Source organism: Roseburia sp. AF02-12, from assembly GCF_003461765.1.
GTDB classification, from domain to species: Bacteria; Bacillota; Clostridia; order Lachnospirales; family Lachnospiraceae; genus Roseburia_C; species Roseburia_C amylophila.
In genome coordinates this window covers 321,134-341,612 of the sequence record NZ_QTXS01000001.1, presented here as the reverse complement: position 1 = coordinate 341,612, position 20,479 = coordinate 321,134, and the positions used below count along the sequence as shown (strand labels likewise).

Sequence of the window (20,479 nt, the reverse complement as noted above, 5' to 3'; positions counted from 1 at the left end):
CAAAAGGTTCCTTATACGTTGAAACGGAATAAAATAATATCGCCATCCTGAACAACGTAATCTTTTCCTTCCAGTCTTACCAGTCCCTTTTCTTTTGCTGCTGTCATGCTTCCACACTCAATCAGATGGTCATAGGACACCACCTCTGCACGGATAAACCCACGTTCGAAGTCTGTATGAATCTTTCCTGCTGCCTGCGGTGCCTTGGTTCCTTTGGTAATAGTCCATGCTCTTGTCTCATCTTCTCCTGATGTAAGGTAGCTGATAAGTCCTAACAATTTATAACTTGCTGCAATCAGTTTCTCAAGACCGGATTCTTTTAATCCAAGATCCTCTAAGAACATCGCTTTTTCATCATCATCTAATTCTGCAATTTCCTGTTCAATCTGTGCGCAGATAACAAATACTTCACTGTTTTCTGCGGCTGCCTGTTCTCTTACTCTTGCAACATGTGGATTGTCTGCGCCATCATCTGCAAGGTCATCCTCACTTACATTCGCTGCATAGATAACCGGTTTTGCAGTTAATAAATTATAAGATGCAAACCATGCCTGTTCGTCCTCATCATCACTCAACGGATAAGTCTTTGCCATCTTTCCTTCTTCCAGATGTGCCTTTAAGGATTTCAAAAGTGCCTCTTCTTTTGCAAGTGTCTTGTCCATTCTTGCCTGTTTGGTAACTTTAGCAATTCTTCTTTCCAAGATTTCAATATCAGAAAAGATAAGCTCTAAATTAATGGTCTCAATATCACGAACCGGGTCAATGCTTCCGTCTACATGGACTACGTTGGTATCTTCAAAACAACGTACAACATGAACGATGGCATCTACTTCACGAATGTTTGCAAGGAACTGGTTTCCAAGTCCCTCTCCTTTGCTGGCTCCTTTTACAAGTCCTGCAATATCTACAAATTCAATGACTGCCGGTGTTACTTTCTTGGAATGATACATCTCGCCTAACACCTTCAGACGGTTATCCGGTACGGTTACGATTCCCACATTCGGGTCAATGGTACAAAACGGATAATTGGCTGATTCTGCGCCTGCTTTGGTCAGCGAATTAAATAATGTACTTTTTCCTACGTTTGGTAAACCTACGATTCCTAATTTCATGATTTATATTTCTCCTTTGAAAAGTATTGTTTTTGCTGTATTAAAAACTTTCATACAATAACATATAGTGTACCACACGAAAGAAAAAATGTACATTTCTAATTTCTTATACCAGTTTGCCACCAGGCAGCATGATTAAAAACAGCACCTGTCATATTTCAATGGATGTTTCCATAACTAGAGCAATCATAACAGCATCCTTACACCGACAATAATTAAAATTATAACTGACACTATAATCAGGATTTTTCTCTCTGTCCAAAAATTGTCTGTTTTTCTAGTACTTTCAAATGTCACATTTTCTCTTCTATTTACGGGCATATTAGAATTTATCTGTTGTTGCAATAATTGATGTTTCACGGATAGCGAATCTTTTGCATCCATAATCTGTTGGTAAAACCATCTAAGCCACACTATATCTGCATCATCATATTCCACATTTCCTTCATGAACCAACTGATTTCTTTTCCATCTAAGTTCCTTGAGTTTTTTATATGTACTTGTCCATAGATGAATTTTCGCCTGAATCACCCTGTTTGTTTGTTCCATATCCTCGATATACCTTGATATACCATGATTTGTTGCATAAATCTCATTGCATAATTTTTCCAAATGAATATACTCATCTAAAAATTGATTATCCACTTCGTCTCTCTCCTATTCCCTGATTGCCTGCACCACTTTCTGCCATTCTTCCATGGTCTTTGAATAAAATACTTCTATCTTCTGCATATCTCTTTCTTTTCCTGCACATTCCAACTGATAGAAATAATCCCCCAGCTGTTTTGCACCGATTCCCCAGGCCTCTCCCTTTAATCCATGGGATATGGTAACAAAGGATTTCCATAATTCCGCAGTTTCTGTGATATCTTCTGTTCCAGGATCAGATGCAGTTTCCGTTTTCTGAAGGGATTCTGCTGTTTCATTGAGAAGCTGCAGCTTCTTTTCTTTTTCGTCTGCAAAGATGCCTAACAATGTCCTATAGAACTGTTCGTCTCCATCTGCATAAGACAGTCCTTCCTCTACTGAAATGCCGCATTTTTCCAGCTGGTGAAATATAATATCCGTCTGAAGAGAAGCTGTCTTTTCTTCTCCGCTTAAGTAAAGATTCTGTTCCGGGATACTGTCTTTTAAATATTTTTGTAAGATGCTTTCTAAAGTTTTGGATTTTACCGGTTTGGTAATATACTCTGCAAATCCTTCGTTTTTGTACAGTTCTTTTGCACCAGCTGTTGCATTAGCGGTAAATGCCACTGCCTGCGTATAATGATTTCGTCCTTTCTCATCTGCACGGATGAGGTGCAGCGTCTCTATGCCATCCGGCTTTGGCATCATATGGTCTAAAAGAAGTAAATCATATGTTTTCTCTTCACATTTTTGAACGGCAATATTTCCATCCATCACGGTTTCCATTTTAACCTTTGTCTTATGTAAAAGATGTTCTAATACCATCAAATTCTGCTCATTATCATCTACCGCAAGAATGGTAAAGCTGCTGTAATCCGCATTCATACTTTTCTCACTCTGCTTTATAAAATGATGTTTTTCCGATACTTCTACCCACGGAATCCGAACCGTAAAGGTACTTCCCTTTGTCACTTCACTACTCAGGCTGAGACTTCCACCCATAGCCTCTGCCAGTTGTCTTGCAATATCCAGTCCGAGCCCGATTCCGTCTTTCCTGCTGTTTCTGGCATTATTGCCCCGTTCAAAGCTTTCAAAGATTTTATCCTGATCTTCTTTTCCTATTCCAATTCCACTGTCAGTTACAGTTATCTTTAAAAAGGTATCTCCATTTTCCGCCGCCTTTTCTACACCCAGCTCCACAAAGCCTTCATCTGTGTATTTCACCGCATTTTCCAGAAGATTTATGATAATCTGACGGATATGTGCCTTGTCTCCATAGAAATGTTTTCCCGGTTTTAATAATGGTTCCTCCATCCGCTGCCGGAAGTTTAAAGATTTCTTCTCTGCCTGTGGTCTCATCTGGGCTGCTGCGTCATTGATAACCTCTTCTAAAGCAAATGCATCCTTCTTTATCTGAAGCGTACCACTTTCTAACCGTGAAGCATCTAACACTTCTTCTATCAGTGCAACCATACTGTCACCGGCAGATGCAATTTCTCTGGTATAACTACGGATTTTCTCTTCTGATGTTTCTTCGGAAATCACTTCATTCATACCAAGTATCGTATGCATCGGAGTCCGCAGCTCATGGCTCACTTTCATTAAAAATCTGGTCTTCGCTTCATCCGCACTACGGAGTCTCTGCATCATTTCCAAGTTTTCTGTCTGGTCGATAAACCAGAGCATGCAGCCATCCTTCTCACCATTTTCCACAATATCTTCCATACGAAGTTCATAGATGCGGTCATTTTTATGCAACAGCCTTTCCCGGTTTGTCAGTGCCTGCAGGATTTCTTTTTGCCTGCTTGCGGCACTTCCTACCTTTATTTCCGGGAAAAGTTCCTTCATACGCTGATTGACGGAAATAATTTTATTTTCTGCATCCAGGATAATCAAGCCTTCTTTTCCATGATTAAATGCATTATCCACCGCAGCCTGCAGAGAGCCAAAATATCCATAACGAATCATTGCCATCATCATGCAGAACATCATAATTGTCATGGCAATGACTACCGGATTATAACTGCCAAATACACCCAGACCCTTTAAGATTAATTCCAGTGCAAAAGTTCCCACACCTGCTATCATATAAATAATCCGCTTTTTATGAATCGGTGAACTCTCCCCGTAACGCATGATACACAAAATAAATACCGCAAGTATTACCGTTCCCAGATGTATATAATGCAGTTTCCAGATGATTCCGGGTATAACTTCAATCCGGTGATATATGCCATCTTTCAATATCCGCATTGTTTTATAAAAATATGGATGATATTCTGCCGTAAATACTCCTGTCAAAACAATTATATTAATTACTGCCTGAATAAAATAAATAAACTTTGGAATTTTTAATCTGCCAAATTCGGATGCAAACCATAAAAATGCCATCAGAAAGCCTGCCTGTCCCACATACTGGATGCACAGCCCGGCAAGTGCCTCACCAACGGTATCCGAATGCACCAGTTCCAGATGAACTCCCACCACAAACAGCATGGTAAAAATATCATAAATAATAAATGCAAGCTGTGCTTTGGAGAGCTTTTTATGAAGGCAGACTGCCAACATAAAAAGCATCAGGATAAGCGCTATAATATTTACCGACACAAGAAAATAGAACATACTTCTTTTCCTTTCGTAAAAGTCTTTTTGACTCTTTTACCATATTATAGCGGAATGCCTGATGCTTTTCCACTGATTTTATTTTGCAAACAAAGGAGTAGATAAATAACGGTCTCCGGAATCCGGAAGCAATACCACAATGTTCTTTCCTTTATTTTCTTTTCTTTTTGCCAGCTCAACAGCTGCCTTTAATGCAGCTCCTGCACTGATTCCCACAAGAATTCCCTCGCTGCGGGCAAATGCCCTTCCTTCTTCAAAGGCATCATCATTTTTGATTGGAATAATCTCGTCGTAAACAGAAGTATCCAGTGTGTCCGGAATAAATCCGGCACCGATTCCCTGAATTTTATGTGGTCCGACTTTTCCCTGGGAAAGTACCGGGCTGGTTGCAGGTTCTACTGCAACAATGTGTACGGACTTCTTCTGTTTTTTCAGATATTTTCCAACTCCGGTTATGGTTCCACCGGTTCCGACTCCTGCCACAAAAATATCAACGCTGCCTTCTGTCTGTTCCCAGATCTCCGGTCCTGTGGTTTCTTCATGGGCTTTTGGATTTGCCGGATTTTCAAACTGTCCTAAAATAATTGAACCTGGAATCTCTTTATGAAGTTCTTCTGCTTTTTCGATTGCACCCTTCATTCCCTTATACCCGGAGGTCAGTACAATCTGTGCTCCATACGCCTGCAGAAGATTCCGACGCTCTACCGTCATGGTTTCCGGCAATGTTAAAATTGCATGATACCCTTTTGCAGCCGCCACAGAAGCAAGTCCGATTCCGGTATTACCGGAAGTTGGCTCGATAATCGTAGCTCCCGGCTTTAATTTTCCCTTTCTCTCTGCATCTTCAATCATGGCAAGTGCCACGCGGTCTTTTACCGAACCTGCCGGATTAAAATACTCCAGCTTGGCAATGATTGCCGCATCCTCTACACCTGCCTCTTTCATATAATTATGAAGATAGAGCATCGGCGTCTTTCCAATCAGTTCCGAAGCACTGTCCACTATTCCTTTCACACACGTTTCCTTCTTTCTATTCCATTCCTTTGATATATCCGGTTGCAGACTGAATTGCCACTGCACCATCTGCAACTGCTGTGACTACCTGACGCAGGCTTTTCGTCCGCACATCTCCTGCCACGAACAGTCCCGCAAGACTGCTGCTGCAGTCTTCTCCTGCAATCACATAGCCTTTCTCATCGAGAACGTCAAGGTTCTTTAATAATTCCGTATTTGGAATCATTCCAACCGCTTCAAAAACACCATCTACAGCTATTGTCCCACCGTTATCTAAAATAATACCATCTACTTTATCTTCCCCGGTGATTTCCTGTACTCTCGTATTGGTAAGTATCGTTACATTGGAAAGCTCTTCTAATTTCTTTTTTGTCTTCTCTGCTCCACGGAATTCTGCTCTCCGGTGAATGAGATATACCTGTTCGCAGATATCGGATAAATACAATGCATCATCCAATGCGGTATCTCCACCACCGATGACTGCGGCTTTCTTTCCCTTATAAAAGGCACCGTCACAGACTGCACAAAAAGAAACTCCTTTTGCCAGCAGCTTTTCTTCTCCCGGCACCCCTAATCTGCGGTTCTGACAGCCTGCCGCATAGACTACGGTTTTCGCTTCTATGTTCTTTCCATCTTCACAGGAAATGACAAAACTTTGCTCTTTTTTTGTAATGGCTGTAACCTCTGCCTCTTCAATGGTTACTCCAAGTCCTTCGGCATGCTCTAAGAATGCCTCTCCTAAAGAATAACCATCTTTGCCCGGCAGTCCCGGATAATTATCTACCCGGCTGCTGTATGCAATCTGTCCGGTTCCAAGATATTCTTTTTCCAGTACAACCGCATCGAGGTTTGCCCGCTTAGCATAGATTGCCGCACTTAAACCTGCCGGCCCACTTCCAATGATAACTACATCTAACATATTACCAGATCTTCCTTTGTTGATTCGTCGCCTTCAATATGAAATGAATTGAGTACCGGCTGTTCCGGTTCCATCAGAGAAAGAATCATATAGCTTGCTTTACTGTCATATGCAAGACGCTTATCTTCTTCGGATGGTCTTGAAGGAGATTCCGGATGGGAGTGCCAGTTGCCTAAAGGCATGAGACCATTGGCACGCATATCCTTTACGGCTGCTAACTGCTCTTTCGGATCCAGTGTAAAATGCTCATTGGAATGGTCGATATTGGTCAACAGATATACCTTTTCTACCACCTTATCCTCTCCGTCTTTGGTTCCTGCAATCAGTCCGCAAGCCTCTTCTGGTACACAGCTTTTGGCATGTGCCAGTATTTTTTCATAATCTGCTTTTTTTAATGAAATCATGCTATCCTCTTTCTATGTTTCATGGGTTATGTATCTGATAACATTTATTTACTGATACATTTATTTATCTGTACATTCTGCCTGTTCATAATCAATCAGCTCTGTTATGGTCGGATGTTCTCCACAAACGGCACATCCCTTGCCATTCCAAGGAAGCTTAATCTTGTGGAATTCCTGCTTAATTGCATCATAGGTCAATAACTGACCGGTCAGCAGATCTCCTACTCCAAGGATGTATTTGATTGCTTCCATTGCCTGAAGGCTTCCGATGACACCACCCATTGCGCCGATAACACCAGCCTGCTTACAGGTCGGTACGGCATCCTTTGGTGGTGGATTCTTAAATACACAACGGTAACATGGTCCCTCTCCCGGAACATAGGTCATTAACTGACCTTTGAAACGGATGATTCCTGCATGGGAAAATGGTTTCTTTGCCATAACACAGGCATCGTTAATTAAGAATTTTGCCGGGAAGTTATCGGTTCCGTCAATGATAAAATCATAATCTGCAATGATGTCCATGATATTTTCACTGGTAATGAATTCACGATATGTACGGACTTCTACATCCGGGTTCATTGCATTAATGGTCTCTTTTGCAGACTGCACTTTTGCTTTGCCAACATCTGCTGTCTGATGAATAATCTGTCTCTGAAGGTTACTTAAATCTACTTCATCTGCATCTGCAATTCCGATGGTACCTACACCTGCTGCTCCAAGATACATTGCTGCCGGTGCTCCAAGTCCGCCTGCTCCGATGATTAAAACTTTTGCATTTAAAAGTTTTTTCTGACCCTTAGCGCCAACTTCTTTTAAAATGATATGTCTGGAATAACGTTCAATCTGCTCATCCGTTAATGCCATAGCTTCCACCTCCCATGAAGTAAAGGAATTCTACATTATCACCATCCTTAAGAACGGTTGTTGCCTTTGCTTCTGTTTCTATAAATTCATCGTTAATGGATACGGTTACATATTCCGGTGTCTCTACATTTTCCTGCTCAATTAATTCCGGAAGTGTTAATCCGTCTTTTACTTCTTTCTTTTCGCCTGCTACTGTAATCTGCATAATTTCCTTCCTCTCACTTTTCTTTATTTTTATTTGTCAAGGGACTGGGTAATCCACTCCTCAAGTACCGCTTTTTTCTCTGCACCACTCTTACGGGCAATTTCTTCGCCATCCTTGAAGAGTACAATGGTTGGTACAGACATTACACTGTATTTTTCTGCCAGTTCTGAATCAAAGTTGGTATTTACTTTATAGACATTTAATTTTTCTGTCTGTTCGTCTGCGATAGCACCAATGACCGGTGACATTTTCTTGCACGGAACACAACTGTCTGAGTAAAAATCAATCAGCACCGGGAGGCTGCTCTTCAATACTTTTTCTTCAAAAGTGTCTTTTGTTACGCGTTCTGCCATTTCTTTCTCCCTTCCAGATGTTTAGTCCTCAACCTTCTTTACAATGAGGTTATAGGTTCCATCTTCGTTATTAACCAGTTTTAAAATCTGATGTCCTTCTTCTTTAATACTGCGTGGTACATTCTGTACCGGCTCGCCGTCATTCATACGGATTGCAATGACTTCGCCATCCTCTAACTCATCAATTGCAACCTTTGCCTTTACAAAAGTAAGCGGGCACACTTTATCGGTAATATCTACTGTATCATCAATCTTGATTCCTTCGATTTCCATCTTATTTCTCCTCATATAATAATTTTTATTTTGAATTTCCATTCCGATTTTTTCTTTTTCTGCTGCTTCCGGCAACTCTATTTTTCTTCAAATGCATTGCGGATTACTTTGCGGAATTCATCTTCTCCTACGCGCTGTAAAAGTAAACGGAAACGCTCACCCGGATTTGCATGCTCTTCAAAGAATCCAATGGCTGCATCAGTCACACGGAATAATGTCTCTTCATCGGTAATCAGCGGAAGTAACTGTTCTCCTTTGTAAATATGATTTCCAAATAATCCACCAAAGGATACAATATATCCGCTCTTTCCTTCCCATGCATCTGTCGGGCAGGATTTTACACAACGGCCGCAGTTGGTACATTTATCATAATCAATGGTAACTTCTGTTCCGGTACATTTGATAGCATCTTCACGGCACGCCTTTTCACAGACACCACAATTGATACATTTATCTGCTACCCAGCTTACTTCCATACCACCTTTTACACCGATATCATTTTCTTCTGCCTTAAGACAGTTGTTCTGACATCCGGTAACACCAAATTTGAATTTGTGTGGAAGCTCTCTTCCGAAGTAATGCTCATCTAATTTCTTTGCCAGGCTATAGGTATCGATACATCCGCTCGGGCAGATTTCAGAGCCCTGACATGCGGTAACGGTACGGACTCTCGGTCCACATACACCAGGTTTTACACCACCGTCTGCTAACTTTGCACGAACCTCTTCTATATCTTCAAAGTTAATAAATGGAATCTCAATGCCCTGTCTGGAAGTCATATGAACATAGCCTTTTCCATATTTTTCTGCCACATCTGCTACTGCTTTAATATTTTCTGCTGTCAGGTTTCCTCCAACTACCTGAATTCTTAAAGAAAAGAATCCTTTCTGTTTCTGGCGCATAAATCCGCCTTTTTTCAATGCCGCATAATCAATTTTTGCCATTGTCTGCTTCCTCCATTTACTCTTTGCTTTTCTCTGGTCTGCTCTGATCCATTGCCTGTCTGAAGTCTTCGATTAAATCTTCGATATCTTCAATTCCGACACTGATGCGGATCAAATCATCAAATACTCCGGCGTCTCTTTTTTCTTCCGGGGTACTGTGTACATTTAATGTAGATTCCGGATGAATCACTAATGTTTTCGTATCTCCGATATTGGAAATAATCAGCGGAAGCTTTAATGCATTGATTATTTCAAATGCCCGTTTCTTGCTTCCGGTCCGTATGGTTAAGATTCCACCAAAACGGTCCTTAAACTGTTTCTTTGCGATTTCATGCCATGGACTGCTCTCCAATCCCGGATAATTGACTGTTACATCCGGATATTCTCTTACAAAAAACCTTGCCAGTTCTGCTGCATTGTCACAGATACGCTCCATCCGGATTCCCAGTGTCTCTAACCCGATGCAGTTATAAAATGCATTCTGCGGAGACAGACAGGCTCCTGTGTTGCGGAACAGTCCATTCCGAAGCTTGGCAGTATAGGCAAATGGTCCAAACTTCTTAAAGTCTGCCATGCCCGGATATTTTTCCACATCCCACTTAAATCTGCCGCTGTCCGTAATAATTCCGCTGATGGAATTGCTGTGACCATTGATGTATTTAGAGGAAGAATTCATTACAATATCCGCTCCTAGGGAAAGCGGCTTCACTAAGAATGCAGTAGCAACCGTATTATCTATAATGAGCGGTACCTGATGCTCATGTGCCAGATTTGCAAGTGCCGTAATATCTGTCACATCAAGTCTTGGATTACCAATGGTCTCTGCAAAGTAAAGACGGGTATGTTCATTGGTCTTTGCTTCAAATGCAGCCAGGTCATTGTTTTCCACATAATGTGTTGTGATACCAAATGCCTCTAAGTCACGGAATAAATCAATGCTGCCGCCATAGAGACTGGCACTGGATACGATTTCATCGCCGGAACGAAGGATATTACAAAATGCATTGTAGAGTGCTGCCATTCCTGATGCACAGGCAACGCTTGCTACGCCACCCTCTAACGCCGTTACTCTTTTTTCAAATGCATCTACCGTAGGATTACTGATTCTCGTATAGGAATATCCCGGTGCCTGGTTATGAAAAATCTTTTCTAGCTTCTCTGCCGACTCATGTGCAAATGCACTGGATTGATAAATCGGAGTTGTTGTTGCACCTGTATTCGGTTCTCCTTGAAAATCTCCATGTAATAATGCGGTATTAAACTTCATCTTACGCTCCAATTCCTGCACGTCTTATCGTGCACTAAATACTTTGAACTGCCTTAGGAAATCTATTTACGATTATTCCTATTGGTTTTGTATGAATTATATTTTACTATATTTTTCTAATTTGTCAATACTAATTTATCAGAGCATTGTTATTTCTCTCCGAATATGTTATTTTATTCACGCAAGCGACCGCCGCAGGCGCGAGAATGTGCCAAGACTCATTCTTTGTTCCAACAATACTTTTCAGGAAACACAATACATATTTCTGGAATAACGGAAAGGATTTCCTATGTACACGAGAAAAAAAATCATTTTATCTTTTGCCGGAATGTTTTTCCTGCTGCTTCTTATGATGTTGGCAAGTCTTTTTTTCGGCAGTGTTTTATTAAATCCGAAGGAGATTTTATCCTGCCTGATTCAAAATGACCGGACTTCTGTCACAGGTCTGTTACTTTTTCATATCAGAATTCCACGGATGTTTGGTGCCATTGCTGCCGGCATGGGTTTATCCTGCGCCGGAGTTATCTTACAGACTGTTATGAATAATTCCCTTGCCAGTCCGAATACCATCGGTGTCAATTCCGGAGCCGGATTTGCCGTTATGATTGGGCTTGCCCTCTTCCAGGGCCGTGCAGCCCATAATGCCATCTTTGCATTTGCAGGTGCCTTTCTGACAACACTTCTTATTTTTGCACTGGCGTATATGGCAGACAGCAAACGTACTACTATTATTCTTGCCGGAATTACCGTTTCTTCTTTTTTAAGTGCCGGAATCAATACGGTAAAATTATTAAGTGATGATATCACCTTAAACCTCACTACCTTTATGATTGGTTCTCTTTCTGATGTCACCACCAAAACGCTGTTGGCTCCCGGCATTGCCATTGTCATTGCGGTTATTCTCTCCTGCTTTTTTGGAAGCCACATGAATGTTCTGAGTCTTGGAGAAGATGTTGCCCGCTCCCTTGGCATTCCGGTATCGCTGCTCCGTTTCCTGTTATTGATGCTTTCCAGTATACTGGCAGGCTGTGTGGTAAGCTATGCAGGACTTTTAAGCTTCGTCGGGCTGATTGTTCCTCATATTGCAAGACGGCTCTTTGGCAATGATCTGCGGCTTTTAGTTCCCCTTTGTGCTCTCTTAGGTGCAAGTTTCGTCCTCTTCTGTGACACCCTTGGACGTGTTATTGCCGCACCATATGAACTTCCTGCCGGCATTATTCTTTCTTTTGTTGGCGGACCGTTTTTCTTATATCTTTTATTAGGAAAGAAAGGAGGCCGCAGAGTCCATGCTTAAATTTGATTCCGTTTCCATTGGCTACCACAAGGTGCCTCTGATTAAAAATCTGTCCGTTGAAATTCCTACCGGCAGCATCACAACCATCGTAGGGCCAAATGGCTGTGGCAAAACAACACTGATTTCCGTATTAAATAAATCCAGCCAGCTTTTTAACGGCTCTATCACATTAGATGGCGAAGATATTTATCATATGAATGGACACCTTCGTGCCCAGAAAATTGCATTTTTACCGCAGATTCGTGAAGTGATTCCTGCTCTTCCGGTTCATACCTTAGTGGAGCATGGACGTTTTCCATATCTTGGCTTCTCCAGACGCCTCACCAAAGAAGACCGCAAACTGGTGGAAGATGCCATGGAATTTACCCATATTACGGATTACCGCAACGTTGCAACTGACACTCTTTCCGGTGGGATAAGACAGCGTGTCTTCTTTGCCATGACTTTAGCCCAGAACTGCGATACGATTATTTTGGATGAACCGACTACCTTCTTAGACTTGGAAAGCCAGAATAATTTCTACCGGATGCTTCCAATCTTAAAAGCACAGGGAAAAACAATTCTTTTGGTGCTGCACGACCTTGCCAAGGCACTTACTATTTCAGACAAACTTATCGTCATGGAATCCGGTGCCATCTGCTTTCAGGGCACTCCGGATGAATGCGTACAAAAAAACGTCTTAAATAAAGTATTTCATACTTCACTTAAGACGTTCTCTGATGCGGAAGGAACTTACTACTTCTTTGAGTAAGTTCCTTACTTTTCCAATGTTTCATTCATACTTCCCATCCGGTAACCGCAAAGGTCTAAGGTTACATAGGTAAATCCATATTCCCGGAAAGCTTTTGCAATTCTCTCCCGATTCTCCTTTTCCATCAGCTTCGAAAATTCTTCCGGCTCAATCTCAATTCTTGCCATCATTCCATGAATTCTTACCCTCACCTGATGAAAACCTAAATCCAATAATAATTGTTCCGCTTTATCCACCATTGTAAGTTTCTCTTCGGATATGGTCTCTCCATAGACAAACCGGGATGACAGACAGGCAAAGGACTGCTTTTCCCAGGTTGGAAGATTCAATGCCTTCGAAAGAACACGAATATCCTGCTTGGTAAAACCACAGTCTCTGAGCGGACTTTTTATTCCAAGCTCTGCCACTGCTTTTAATCCCGGACGATAATCTCCGTTATCATCAAGGTTAGAGCCTTCCGCCACATAAGCTATTTTCTTTTCTTCTGCAATCTTTAATATCTTTTCAAATAATTCATGCTTGCAAAGATAACAGCGGTTCTTAGGATTCTGTGCAAATCCTTCGATTTCAAGTTCTTCCGATTCTGTAATAAAATGTCTTATATTTTCTTTCCGGCAAAATGCTTCTGCTTCCCCTAACTCTCTCTTTGGAAATGAACAGGAGGACGCAGTTACTGCAATTGCCCGCTCTCCCAATACATCATGCGCCACTTTCAAAAGATAGGTGGAATCCACACCACTTGAGAATGCAACTGCCACGCTGCCTAATTTTTCAAAATATTGTTTTAACGCTTCCTGCTTTTTTAACTGTTCCGGAGTTGGCGCTGCTATTTTATCCATTTCTTATGCCTCTACTTCACTTCTTCTCTGAGTTCTTTTACCGTAGCAAGCTCCAGTCCGACCTTTTCTGCAATTACTTCATCTGTCAGAAGGTCTAAAAGGTTTCTTGCAACACTGATTTTTTCTCTGGCTTCGCCTATTTTAATGCCCTGCGCTTCGCCAATTTCTATTCCTTTATTGGTCATCTCTTCTGCAAATGTACACATTGTAATCACCTCTCCTGCTTTCGCACGTTCTGCTACTGTTTTCTCTATTTTGACATAGGTTTCATCATTTGTAAACACCTGAAGCAGATTCAAAACCGCTTCCACATGGCAGATTGCCTCCGGATGTTCCTTGGGATTGTATCTTCCAAGACGTTTCTCCGCAAAAAAATCTGCTACAATTTTAAAATCACTTTTAAACGCTTTTCGTATTTTCTCCGGCAAAAATGCAATATTAAAAACAAATATTTTATAATCATTTACATAAGGTCTTAGTTCCGGAGAAACATCTAAAATGTCAAATAGCGCATTCGGACTTTTCCATTCTGTATCACTGAAATTTAAAACAATCGTAATTGCCGGATATTTTCGTTCTTCCCCACGGTCAATCTGCGCCCGATACACAGCATAATCATACCCCATAATCCGGATGGGCATATTTTTGTCTATCAGACTCTCATTTTCAATCCCAAAAGATGCCACTTTGTATAACCCATTCTTATATAATTTCACAGTATCCCGAAACTGATTCCGAAGATTGTTTTCTTCCACCTTATAGATGCTTTCTGTTGGTCCCTCTTCCAATCCTTCTTCCAAAAGAATCTCCTTTCGAAAAAGTAATACATTATATATGTCAGCAAAAACATCCGAAAATGATTCCAGATATTTTTCTGCCAAATCCTTATCTGCCAAGTATTTTCCCCCTGTTAAATAAATATTTTGGATAAAAAAGATTCTGAAAATATGAATATAAGATTATCACGAATGCAGACAGTTCAACACGCCTGCATAATAGATGAATAACGAATATTATTATGAACTGATTTTACTTAAGATATAATATCAAAAATATTCCGAAGAGTGCAAGTACTCTACGGAATATTTTAATCTAATTTAATAGAATTTATATAATCTTTACAAAGATAAAACATTTTTCTGTTTTTGTAACTATTTTCTTCTCATTTTTATCATTTTCCATGTAAACGTTTGCGCACATGTACTTTAACTGCATCACTTTAGATGTAGTACTCCAGACGATTGGTATTTTCCACCGAAGTACAGCTTTCTTATTTTTATAACCAGATTTCGTCTTTGAAAATAATCTTACGATAAGTCTCAAAATGTAACCACTTATTGAAGAAGTCGCTGGATGGTTTTTCACCTGCTACAGCCAAATCGTCTAAGAATGCCTGTGCATCCTGTGCAGATGTAATGGCAACAGCAAATCCTCTTCCGTTGATAACCGGAACATTGTTGTACTGGTATTCTGCCAGCGGTGCAATCTTTTCTACCTTGCGTCCACGAACCTGTACAAAGATTCTTTCTCTTAAGATGACAATATCGAAGTCATCCGGATACTGATAGCTTTCTCCGCTTACCGGGATTTCATCTCCAATGGTATAGGTCTTCTGAACCGGACGTACCTTGGCAATCGTCATGCTCTCAAGGTTATAATAGAACTCTTCGAAAATGTCTCCATTTCCCTTAAGACTTCCATATACGAAAGCTGCTTTTAAATCCTTGCTCTCATCTACGGTAGCATCTTCTACTACACCGCAGGCAGAAGTCATATTGGAAATACGGTCAATCAGAATCAGCTCTCCTAAAGTCTTATGCTTTTTGAATTCATCGATGACAACCGGCTCCTGCAAATCAAGGTCACAGACTGCAATCTCATTTTTCTTAAGCTGTCCTGCCGGAATAAATTCACCGGTATTTACATCAATCTTATACTGAATGTTCTTTAAGATACCAGGAATCTGCTTGGTTCCAAGTTTTACCAGATAATCGGTTCCCGGTGTCAGCTCCTCATCATCCATCCAGAGAATGGTTGCTGTAAAGGATTTGCTGATTGGCAGGTTATTGCCGGATGCAATGACACAGCCTCTGGATACGTCTACTTCTTTATCAAGCTGCAGTGTAACCGGCTGTCCCATAAAGGCACTATGGCTGTCTTTATCTCCTACTAAAATGCTCTTGATATGCGCACGCTCATTGCTTGGCAGGGTAACGATTTCGTCTCCGACTTTTACTTCACCGGATTCAATCTGCCCCTGGAATCCACGGAAAGTATGGTCCGGACGGCACACTCTCTGTACCGGCATATAGAAGCCCTCTTCCTGCTTCTTCTCTGTTACATCTACTTTTTCAAGGTATGGAAGCAATGCCTCTCCCTTGTACCAGCTAATCTTATCAGACTTGGTTGTTACATTATCACCTTCTGTTGCAGAAACCGGAATAATGTAAATGCTCTCTAACTTCAGTTCGTCTGCTAATTCTTTAATCTGTGCTTCGATTTCTTTGAAACGCTCTTCGCTGTAGTCTACCAGATCCATTTTGTTTACTGCAAATACAAAGAACTTGATTCCCATTAATGCACAGATTCTGGCATGTCTTCTGGTCTGTACCAGTACCCCTTGTTTTGCATCAATTAAGATAACTGCAAGGTCTGCAAAGGATGCACCAACCGCCATGTTTCTGGTGTACTCTTCATGACCCGGTGTATCTGCTACGATAAAGCTTCTGTTGTCTGTTGTAAAATAACGGTATGCTACGTCAATGGTAATACCCTGTTCACGTTCTGCCATCAGTCCGTCTAATAACAGAGAATAATCAATGGCTCCGCCACGGCTTCCTACTTTTGAATCTAATTCCAGTGCTTTTTCCTGGTCTGTATACAAAAGCTTTGCATCATAAAGAATGTGTCCAATCAAAGTGGACTTTCCGTCATCCACACTACCGCATGTAATAAATTTTAATAATCCACTCATCTTAGAAATACCCCTCTCTCTTTCTTCTTTCCATACTGCCTGCTGCTTCGTTATCAATGACACGGGTGGTTCTCTCGGAAGATACTGCACTTAAAGTCTCATCGATAATTTCATCCAATGTAGTTGCTGTTGACTCTGTTCCTCCGGTCAGAGGATAGCATCCTAAGGTACGGAAACGTACACTCTTGTACTGGATTTCCTCTCCCGGAAGCAGACGCATACGGTCATCATCCACCATGATAATATTTCCATCACGATATACGACCGGACGTACTGCTGCAAAATATAATGGTACAATGTCAATTTTCTCACGTTTGATATACTGCCAGATATCAGTCTCTGTCCAGTTGGAAATCGGGAATACCCGAATGCTTTCGCCTTTATTGATTTTAGCGTTGTAAAGCTTCCACATTTCCGGTCTCTGGTTCTTCGGGTCCCAGGCATGATTTTCATTACGGAATGAGAAAATTCTTTCCTTTGCACGGGATTTTTCCTCGTCTCGTCTGCCGCCACCAAATGCTGCAGTAAATCCATATTTATTTAGTGCCTGTTTCAGTGCCTGTGTTTTCATGATGTCGGTATATGCAGAGCCATGGTCGAATGGGTTAATGCCCTTCTTTACACCATCTTCATTGATATACTCTAACATTTCAATGCCAAGCTTCTTTGCTGTCTCATCACGGAATTGAATCATTTCCTTGAATTTCCATGTGGTATTTACATGCAGGAATGGAAATGGCGGCTTCTCCGGATAAAATGCTTTCATGGCAAGATGCAGCATTACGGAGCTGTCTTTTCCAATGGAGTAAAGCATAACCGGCTTCTCGCACTCTGCGGCTACCTCTCTTATGATGTAAATTGCTTCTGCTTCCAGTTCATCCAAATGTGATAATTCACCCATACTTACCTCTTTCTGCCACCATGTGGCGATTTATTAATATTGATTCGATTGCTTTCTGTCAATAACGATGGTTTCTACGCTGCCATCCCGTTTCTCTATCTTCCAGTCCAGATATTGTTCCCGGCTTGCTACACTCATCTTACTTCCCATGCCGCCCATATCTGCACCCAAGTAAAGTGCTATGGCATCTACCTTACATTCCTTAATACAGGAGCAACAGCCCCAGCAGTCCTTCGGATACAGCATACATGCCTTTCCGTCAGAATCCATTCCAATCAGTGTTCCCGGACAGACCTGACTGCATCTGCCACATCCCACACATCTGCTTTGATTAATAGCTATGCTCATAGGTCTCACCTCGCTTTACTAATTCCCGGAAGAGCACATGGATTTTACCATTTTCTTTTCTGGTATTCACATATTTTAACCACTCATCACTCTTATCCGGATAATCTAAGTTTTCTGCAAAACTGTGCCATCGGGTTTCCTTTCTGGCTCTCAGATGATAAATCAGTGTCTCACAGACCGTCAGCCTGTTCTTAAGCTCATAGACAAACATCAGTTCATGCATATTGGAGGCTCCAAGCTCCTTCGAAAGTTCCTTTAACTTTTCGATTTTCTCTTCTGCCAGATTCAGCTGGTTTTCATTAAACTGATAATGATTGCTGATTCCGCCTGCATAGGTATCCATTACCTTCTGCATGGCTTCTTCTAACTGTTCCGTATCATATAAACCGGACTGATTTGTTAAAATCTTATCATACTCTTTTATCTTTTCTTCAAATCTGCTATCACAGAATGCTTTCTCTTCTCCGGTCATTTCATAGCTTGCAGCATTTTCTTTTGCAAGGTCTTCTACCATTGCCTTTGCTGCAATCTCGCCCTCGACCATGGCTCCTGTTACATATTTCTGTGGACAGCCTCCTGCCACATCTCCGGCTGCATACAGTCCGTGAATCGTAGATTCTCTTCTGGTGTCAACCCAATAACCACTGGCGGTATGTCCACCTACCACATACGGCTCGGTTCCTTCGATTTCCACATTCTGCTCACTTGGGTTCTTTCCCTGCTCAATCCATTTTAAGGTCTGGCTCGGTGCCATGTTAAGATAAGCCTTCTTTAAGGAATCATCCTGCTCTGCACTGATTCCTTCTGTCCGAAGATAGCATGGACCATGTCCTAATAAATTCTCTTTTACGGTTCCATACACACGCTGTGAAGTGGTAAGTCCGTATTTTGTCTCATATACTTCGCCAAGGGCATTTATCTGCTTTGCTCCCACACCCTGTGCAATGGTTCCGGTCGGTGCGATGGTATCTTTGCAACGCAGTGCAATAAAACGCATTTCAAAGGTGGTCATCTCTGCTCCCGACTCAATTCCCATGGCATAACCGGCTCCGGTATTAAATGGTGGATACCACATCTTATGTCTGGAGAATCCCGGATTGTTCGGCCGGTAAAGACCGGATGCTCCACCGGTTGCACAAAGCACTTTCTTCGCCCGGATTTCTACTGCTGTCTCATTTTCAATGGAAAATCCCACTGCACCATAAATCCTGTTCTCCTTTACCAGATAATCGGTAATTGCCACCCGGTTTAAAATCGTAACATTTGGCAGTACCTCTACTGCAGAAGCAAGTAACGGCTTGATATTCTCACCGTTGATTTTGATATTCCGGTTTCCTCTTGCCACATATCTGCCATTTTCATCTTTTAAAATGACAAGACCAAGCTTCTCCATTTTCTCTGTTACACGGTTTAAGCCCTCCGACATGGTAAGAAGTAAATCTTCTCTTACGATGCCGTCTGCATCCTTTTTGGCATAATCCACATAATCTTCCGGCTTTCTGCCCTCTACGATATATGCATTAATGGCATTTACTCCGGCTGCAAGACAGCCGCTTCTTTTGATGTTGGCTTTCTCTGCAATGATAACTTTCGCATCGGACTGTTCTGCAATGGTCAGTGCTGCATAACAGCCTGCGGTTCCACCGCCAATAATTAAAATGTCTGTATCCAATATTTTCCTGTTCTTAATTTTCATAGCACCTTAGATGTAGAATACATCATCCTCCTGCATTTCTTTATTTTCACAGAGATACGTCCGCTCTTTATCCAGCACATATAACCGGTAAATCAAAAGGCTTACCTTCTCTCCGATTTCAAGACTTTCTTTTTCCAATGGCCATTCACAGATTATCTCTATGCCGCCTACGTCTACCGTAACATCCAGACGGTTTCCACGGAATACGATATCCTTTACAATGCCATCCTGGGATGCACTCATATAGCGGTCAATTTTGCCAAATTTATGTATCTTTACAAATTCCGGTCGGATGACTGCTTTCGCTGCGCCCTCGATTTTATCAAATCCATGCAGCTCTTCGTAATGTTCCACCAGGGAAGAACGTCCGATGAACTGTGCTACAAACGGAGTATCCGGTGTATTATAAATCTCTGCCGGTGTTCCAATCTGTTCGATGGTTCCGTGATTGGTAATGATAATCTCATCTGCCACCTCAACGGCTTCATCCTGGTCATGGGTTACGAAAATGCTGGTGATTCCAAGCTTTGTAACCACACTGCGAAGCCAGAGTCTTAATTCCGAACGAACCTTGGCATCAATTGCTGCAAACGGTTCATCCAAAAGCAGTACCTGTGGTCTTGGTGCCAGTGCCCTTGCAAAAGCAACTCTCTGCCGCTGTCCGCCGGACAACTGGTTCGGATACCTCTTCTCCATACCGGAAAGTCCGGTAATCTCCAAAAGCTCCATTACCCGCTTCTTAATCTCTTTCTTTGGCACCTTCTGAAGCTCCAGTCCAAATGCCACATTGTCATATACGGTCATATAGCGGAACAATGCGTAATTCTGAAAAACAAATCCAATACCTCGTTTGGAAGCCGGTACATCATTGACCCGCTTTCCATCGATGTAAATATCTCCGGAATTTGGCTTTTCCAGTCCTGCAATCATACGAAGCAGTGTTGTCTTTCCACTGCCGGATGGTCCAAGCAGTGCCACCAGTTTTCCTTTTTCAATGCCAAAGCTGACATGATCAGAAGCTTTAAAACTGCCATATTGTTTGCATATATCTTTCATTTCAACATACATA

General features: G+C 41.7%; 21 protein-coding genes. 2 read left to right on the top strand and 19 right to left on the bottom strand.

Going from position 1 to position 20,479, the window contains the following annotated elements; translation table 11 throughout:
* Positions 1 to 11 precede the first annotated feature (11 nt).
* From ychF to DV740_RS01545, 12 genes are all read right to left on the bottom strand, one after another.
* Positions 12 to 1,112 (bottom strand): redox-regulated ATPase YchF, encoded by a 1,101-nt coding sequence (gene ychF, locus DV740_RS01600; RefSeq protein WP_117840897.1) that lies wholly within the window; start codon positions 1,110 to 1,112, stop codon positions 12 to 14.
* A gap of 186 nt (positions 1,113 to 1,298) precedes the next feature.
* A complete protein-coding gene (locus DV740_RS01595; RefSeq protein ID WP_118087352.1) occupies positions 1,299 to 1,757 on the bottom strand; it encodes a DUF6548 family protein in 459 nt (152 codons plus the stop codon).
* A gap of 12 nt (positions 1,758 to 1,769) precedes the next feature.
* Positions 1,770 to 4,361, bottom strand: coding sequence for an ATP-binding protein (locus tag DV740_RS01590; protein ID WP_118087351.1), 2,592 nt, complete (start codon positions 4,359 to 4,361; stop codon positions 1,770 to 1,772).
* A gap of 78 nt (positions 4,362 to 4,439) precedes the next feature.
* Positions 4,440 to 5,375, bottom strand: coding sequence for a cysteine synthase A (gene cysK, locus DV740_RS01585; protein ID WP_022243144.1), 936 nt, complete (start codon positions 5,373 to 5,375; stop codon positions 4,440 to 4,442).
* A 16-nt stretch (positions 5,376 to 5,391) separates the two neighbouring features.
* Positions 5,392 to 6,294, bottom strand: a complete 903-nt coding sequence (locus DV740_RS01580) for an NAD(P)/FAD-dependent oxidoreductase (RefSeq protein WP_022243145.1) — start codon at positions 6,292 to 6,294, stop codon at positions 5,392 to 5,394.
* The gene (locus tag DV740_RS01575) at positions 6,288 to 6,698 is read right to left on the bottom strand and encodes a M67 family metallopeptidase (protein WP_118056821.1); all 411 of its coding nucleotides are present in this window, start codon (positions 6,696 to 6,698) and stop codon (positions 6,288 to 6,290) included. The genes DV740_RS01580 and DV740_RS01575 overlap by 7 nt, the downstream gene beginning before the upstream one ends.
* A gap of 60 nt (positions 6,699 to 6,758) precedes the next feature.
* Positions 6,759 to 7,565 carry a HesA/MoeB/ThiF family protein gene (locus DV740_RS01570; RefSeq protein WP_117699072.1) on the bottom strand — a complete coding sequence of 269 codons (807 nt, stop codon included), beginning with the start codon at positions 7,563 to 7,565 and terminating at the stop codon, positions 6,759 to 6,761.
* Positions 7,549 to 7,770: a sulfur carrier protein ThiS gene (gene thiS, locus DV740_RS01565; RefSeq protein WP_022243148.1), complete on the bottom strand. Its 222-nt coding sequence runs from the start codon at positions 7,768 to 7,770 to the stop codon at positions 7,549 to 7,551. The genes DV740_RS01570 and thiS overlap by 17 nt, the downstream gene beginning before the upstream one ends.
* Before the next feature lie 29 nt (positions 7,771 to 7,799).
* Positions 7,800 to 8,123 (bottom strand): thioredoxin, encoded by a 324-nt coding sequence (gene trxA / locus DV740_RS01560; protein ID WP_022243149.1) that lies wholly within the window; start codon positions 8,121 to 8,123, stop codon positions 7,800 to 7,802.
* A gap of 21 nt (positions 8,124 to 8,144) precedes the next feature.
* On the bottom strand, positions 8,145 to 8,396 hold the full coding sequence (locus DV740_RS01555; RefSeq protein WP_242988730.1) for a sulfurtransferase TusA family protein: 252 nt from the start codon (positions 8,394 to 8,396) through the stop codon (positions 8,145 to 8,147).
* 77 nt (positions 8,397 to 8,473) lie between these two features.
* Positions 8,474 to 9,340 (bottom strand): 4Fe-4S binding protein, encoded by an 867-nt coding sequence (locus DV740_RS01550; protein ID WP_022243151.1) that lies wholly within the window; start codon positions 9,338 to 9,340, stop codon positions 8,474 to 8,476.
* A gap of 16 nt (positions 9,341 to 9,356) precedes the next feature.
* Positions 9,357 to 10,607, bottom strand: coding sequence for an O-acetylhomoserine aminocarboxypropyltransferase/cysteine synthase family protein (locus DV740_RS01545; RefSeq protein ID WP_118056822.1), 1,251 nt, complete (start codon positions 10,605 to 10,607; stop codon positions 9,357 to 9,359).
* 289 nt (positions 10,608 to 10,896) lie between these two features.
* Between DV740_RS01545 and DV740_RS01540 the strand changes: the two genes are divergently transcribed.
* Positions 10,897 to 11,901 (top strand): FecCD family ABC transporter permease, encoded by a 1,005-nt coding sequence (locus DV740_RS01540; protein WP_197420870.1) that lies wholly within the window; start codon positions 10,897 to 10,899, stop codon positions 11,899 to 11,901.
* Positions 11,894 to 12,652 carry an ABC transporter ATP-binding protein gene (locus DV740_RS01535; protein ID WP_117947607.1) on the top strand — a complete coding sequence of 253 codons (759 nt, stop codon included), beginning with the start codon at positions 11,894 to 11,896 and terminating at the stop codon, positions 12,650 to 12,652. The genes DV740_RS01540 and DV740_RS01535 overlap by 8 nt, the downstream gene beginning before the upstream one ends.
* A 5-nt stretch (positions 12,653 to 12,657) precedes the next feature.
* On the opposite strand, the gene larE is transcribed toward DV740_RS01535, so the two are convergent.
* The 7 genes from larE to DV740_RS01500 all read right to left on the bottom strand — a co-directional run bounded on the left by larE (position 12,658) and on the right by DV740_RS01500 (position 20,478).
* Positions 12,658 to 13,491, bottom strand: coding sequence for an ATP-dependent sacrificial sulfur transferase LarE (gene larE / locus DV740_RS01530; protein WP_118056823.1), 834 nt, complete (start codon positions 13,489 to 13,491; stop codon positions 12,658 to 12,660).
* Between the two features lie 11 nt (positions 13,492 to 13,502).
* Complete coding sequence (locus tag DV740_RS01525) at positions 13,503 to 14,387, bottom strand: Rpn family recombination-promoting nuclease/putative transposase (RefSeq protein ID WP_118087350.1); 885 nt, start codon at positions 14,385 to 14,387, stop codon at positions 13,503 to 13,505.
* 380 nt (positions 14,388 to 14,767) lie between these two features.
* The gene (locus DV740_RS01520; protein ID WP_118087349.1) at positions 14,768 to 16,465 is read right to left on the bottom strand and encodes a sulfate adenylyltransferase subunit 1; all 1,698 of its coding nucleotides are present in this window, start codon (positions 16,463 to 16,465) and stop codon (positions 14,768 to 14,770) included.
* A gap of 1 nt (position 16,466) precedes the next feature.
* The gene (gene cysD / locus DV740_RS01515; RefSeq protein ID WP_022243158.1) at positions 16,467 to 17,366 is read right to left on the bottom strand and encodes a sulfate adenylyltransferase subunit CysD; all 900 of its coding nucleotides are present in this window, start codon (positions 17,364 to 17,366) and stop codon (positions 16,467 to 16,469) included.
* Positions 17,367 to 17,399: 33 nt separating this feature from the next.
* Complete coding sequence (locus DV740_RS01510) at positions 17,400 to 17,714, bottom strand: 4Fe-4S dicluster domain-containing protein (protein WP_118087348.1); 315 nt, start codon at positions 17,712 to 17,714, stop codon at positions 17,400 to 17,402.
* Positions 17,698 to 19,410 carry an adenylyl-sulfate reductase subunit alpha gene (locus tag DV740_RS01505; protein ID WP_118087347.1) on the bottom strand — a complete coding sequence of 571 codons (1,713 nt, stop codon included), beginning with the start codon at positions 19,408 to 19,410 and terminating at the stop codon, positions 17,698 to 17,700. Before DV740_RS01505 ends, DV740_RS01510 begins: the two co-directional genes overlap by 17 nt.
* 6 nt (positions 19,411 to 19,416) lie before the next feature.
* Positions 19,417 to 20,478 carry an ABC transporter ATP-binding protein gene (locus tag DV740_RS01500; protein WP_118087346.1) on the bottom strand — a complete coding sequence of 354 codons (1,062 nt, stop codon included), beginning with the start codon at positions 20,476 to 20,478 and terminating at the stop codon, positions 19,417 to 19,419.
* Position 20,479: the final 1 nt, after the last annotated feature.

What these genes read in the sequence shown, in the direction of transcription:
- DV740_RS01500 (WP_118087346.1), bottom strand. Translation starts at nt 20,478, where the DNA reads ATGTATGTTGAAATGAAAGATATATGCAAACAATATGGCAGTTTTAAA.
- DV740_RS01590 (WP_118087351.1), bottom strand. Translation starts at nt 4,361, where the DNA reads ATGTTCTATTTTCTTGTGTCGGTAAATATTATAGCGCTTATCCTGATG.
- DV740_RS01555 (WP_242988730.1), bottom strand. Translation starts at nt 8,396, where the DNA reads ATGGAAATCGAAGGAATCAAGATTGATGATACAGTAGATATTACCGAT.
- cysD (WP_022243158.1), bottom strand. Translation starts at nt 17,366, where the DNA reads ATGGGTGAATTATCACATTTGGATGAACTGGAAGCAGAAGCAATTTAC.
- DV740_RS01520 (WP_118087349.1), bottom strand. Translation starts at nt 16,465, where the DNA reads ATGAGTGGATTATTAAAATTTATTACATGCGGTAGTGTGGATGACGGA.
- DV740_RS01575 (WP_118056821.1), bottom strand. Translation starts at nt 6,698, where the DNA reads ATGATTTCATTAAAAAAAGCAGATTATGAAAAAATACTGGCACATGCC.
- DV740_RS01540 (WP_197420870.1), top strand. Translation starts at nt 10,897, where the DNA reads ATGTACACGAGAAAAAAAATCATTTTATCTTTTGCCGGAATGTTTTTC.
- DV740_RS01570 (WP_117699072.1), bottom strand. Translation starts at nt 7,565, where the DNA reads ATGGCATTAACGGATGAGCAGATTGAACGTTATTCCAGACATATCATT.
- DV740_RS01550 (WP_022243151.1), bottom strand. Translation starts at nt 9,340, where the DNA reads ATGGCAAAAATTGATTATGCGGCATTGAAAAAAGGCGGATTTATGCGC.
- trxA (WP_022243149.1), bottom strand. Translation starts at nt 8,123, where the DNA reads ATGGCAGAACGCGTAACAAAAGACACTTTTGAAGAAAAAGTATTGAAG.
- DV740_RS01580 (WP_022243145.1), bottom strand. Translation starts at nt 6,294, where the DNA reads ATGTTAGATGTAGTTATCATTGGAAGTGGGCCGGCAGGTTTAAGTGCG.
- larE (WP_118056823.1), bottom strand. Translation starts at nt 13,491, where the DNA reads ATGGATAAAATAGCAGCGCCAACTCCGGAACAGTTAAAAAAGCAGGAA.
- thiS (WP_022243148.1), bottom strand. Translation starts at nt 7,770, where the DNA reads ATGCAGATTACAGTAGCAGGCGAAAAGAAAGAAGTAAAAGACGGATTA.
- DV740_RS01545 (WP_118056822.1), bottom strand. Translation starts at nt 10,607, where the DNA reads ATGAAGTTTAATACCGCATTATTACATGGAGATTTTCAAGGAGAACCG.
- ychF (WP_117840897.1), bottom strand. Translation starts at nt 1,112, where the DNA reads ATGAAATTAGGAATCGTAGGTTTACCAAACGTAGGAAAAAGTACATTA.
- DV740_RS01535 (WP_117947607.1), top strand. Translation starts at nt 11,894, where the DNA reads ATGCTTAAATTTGATTCCGTTTCCATTGGCTACCACAAGGTGCCTCTG.
- DV740_RS01510 (WP_118087348.1), bottom strand. Translation starts at nt 17,714, where the DNA reads ATGAGCATAGCTATTAATCAAAGCAGATGTGTGGGATGTGGCAGATGC.
- DV740_RS01505 (WP_118087347.1), bottom strand. Translation starts at nt 19,410, where the DNA reads ATGAAAATTAAGAACAGGAAAATATTGGATACAGACATTTTAATTATT.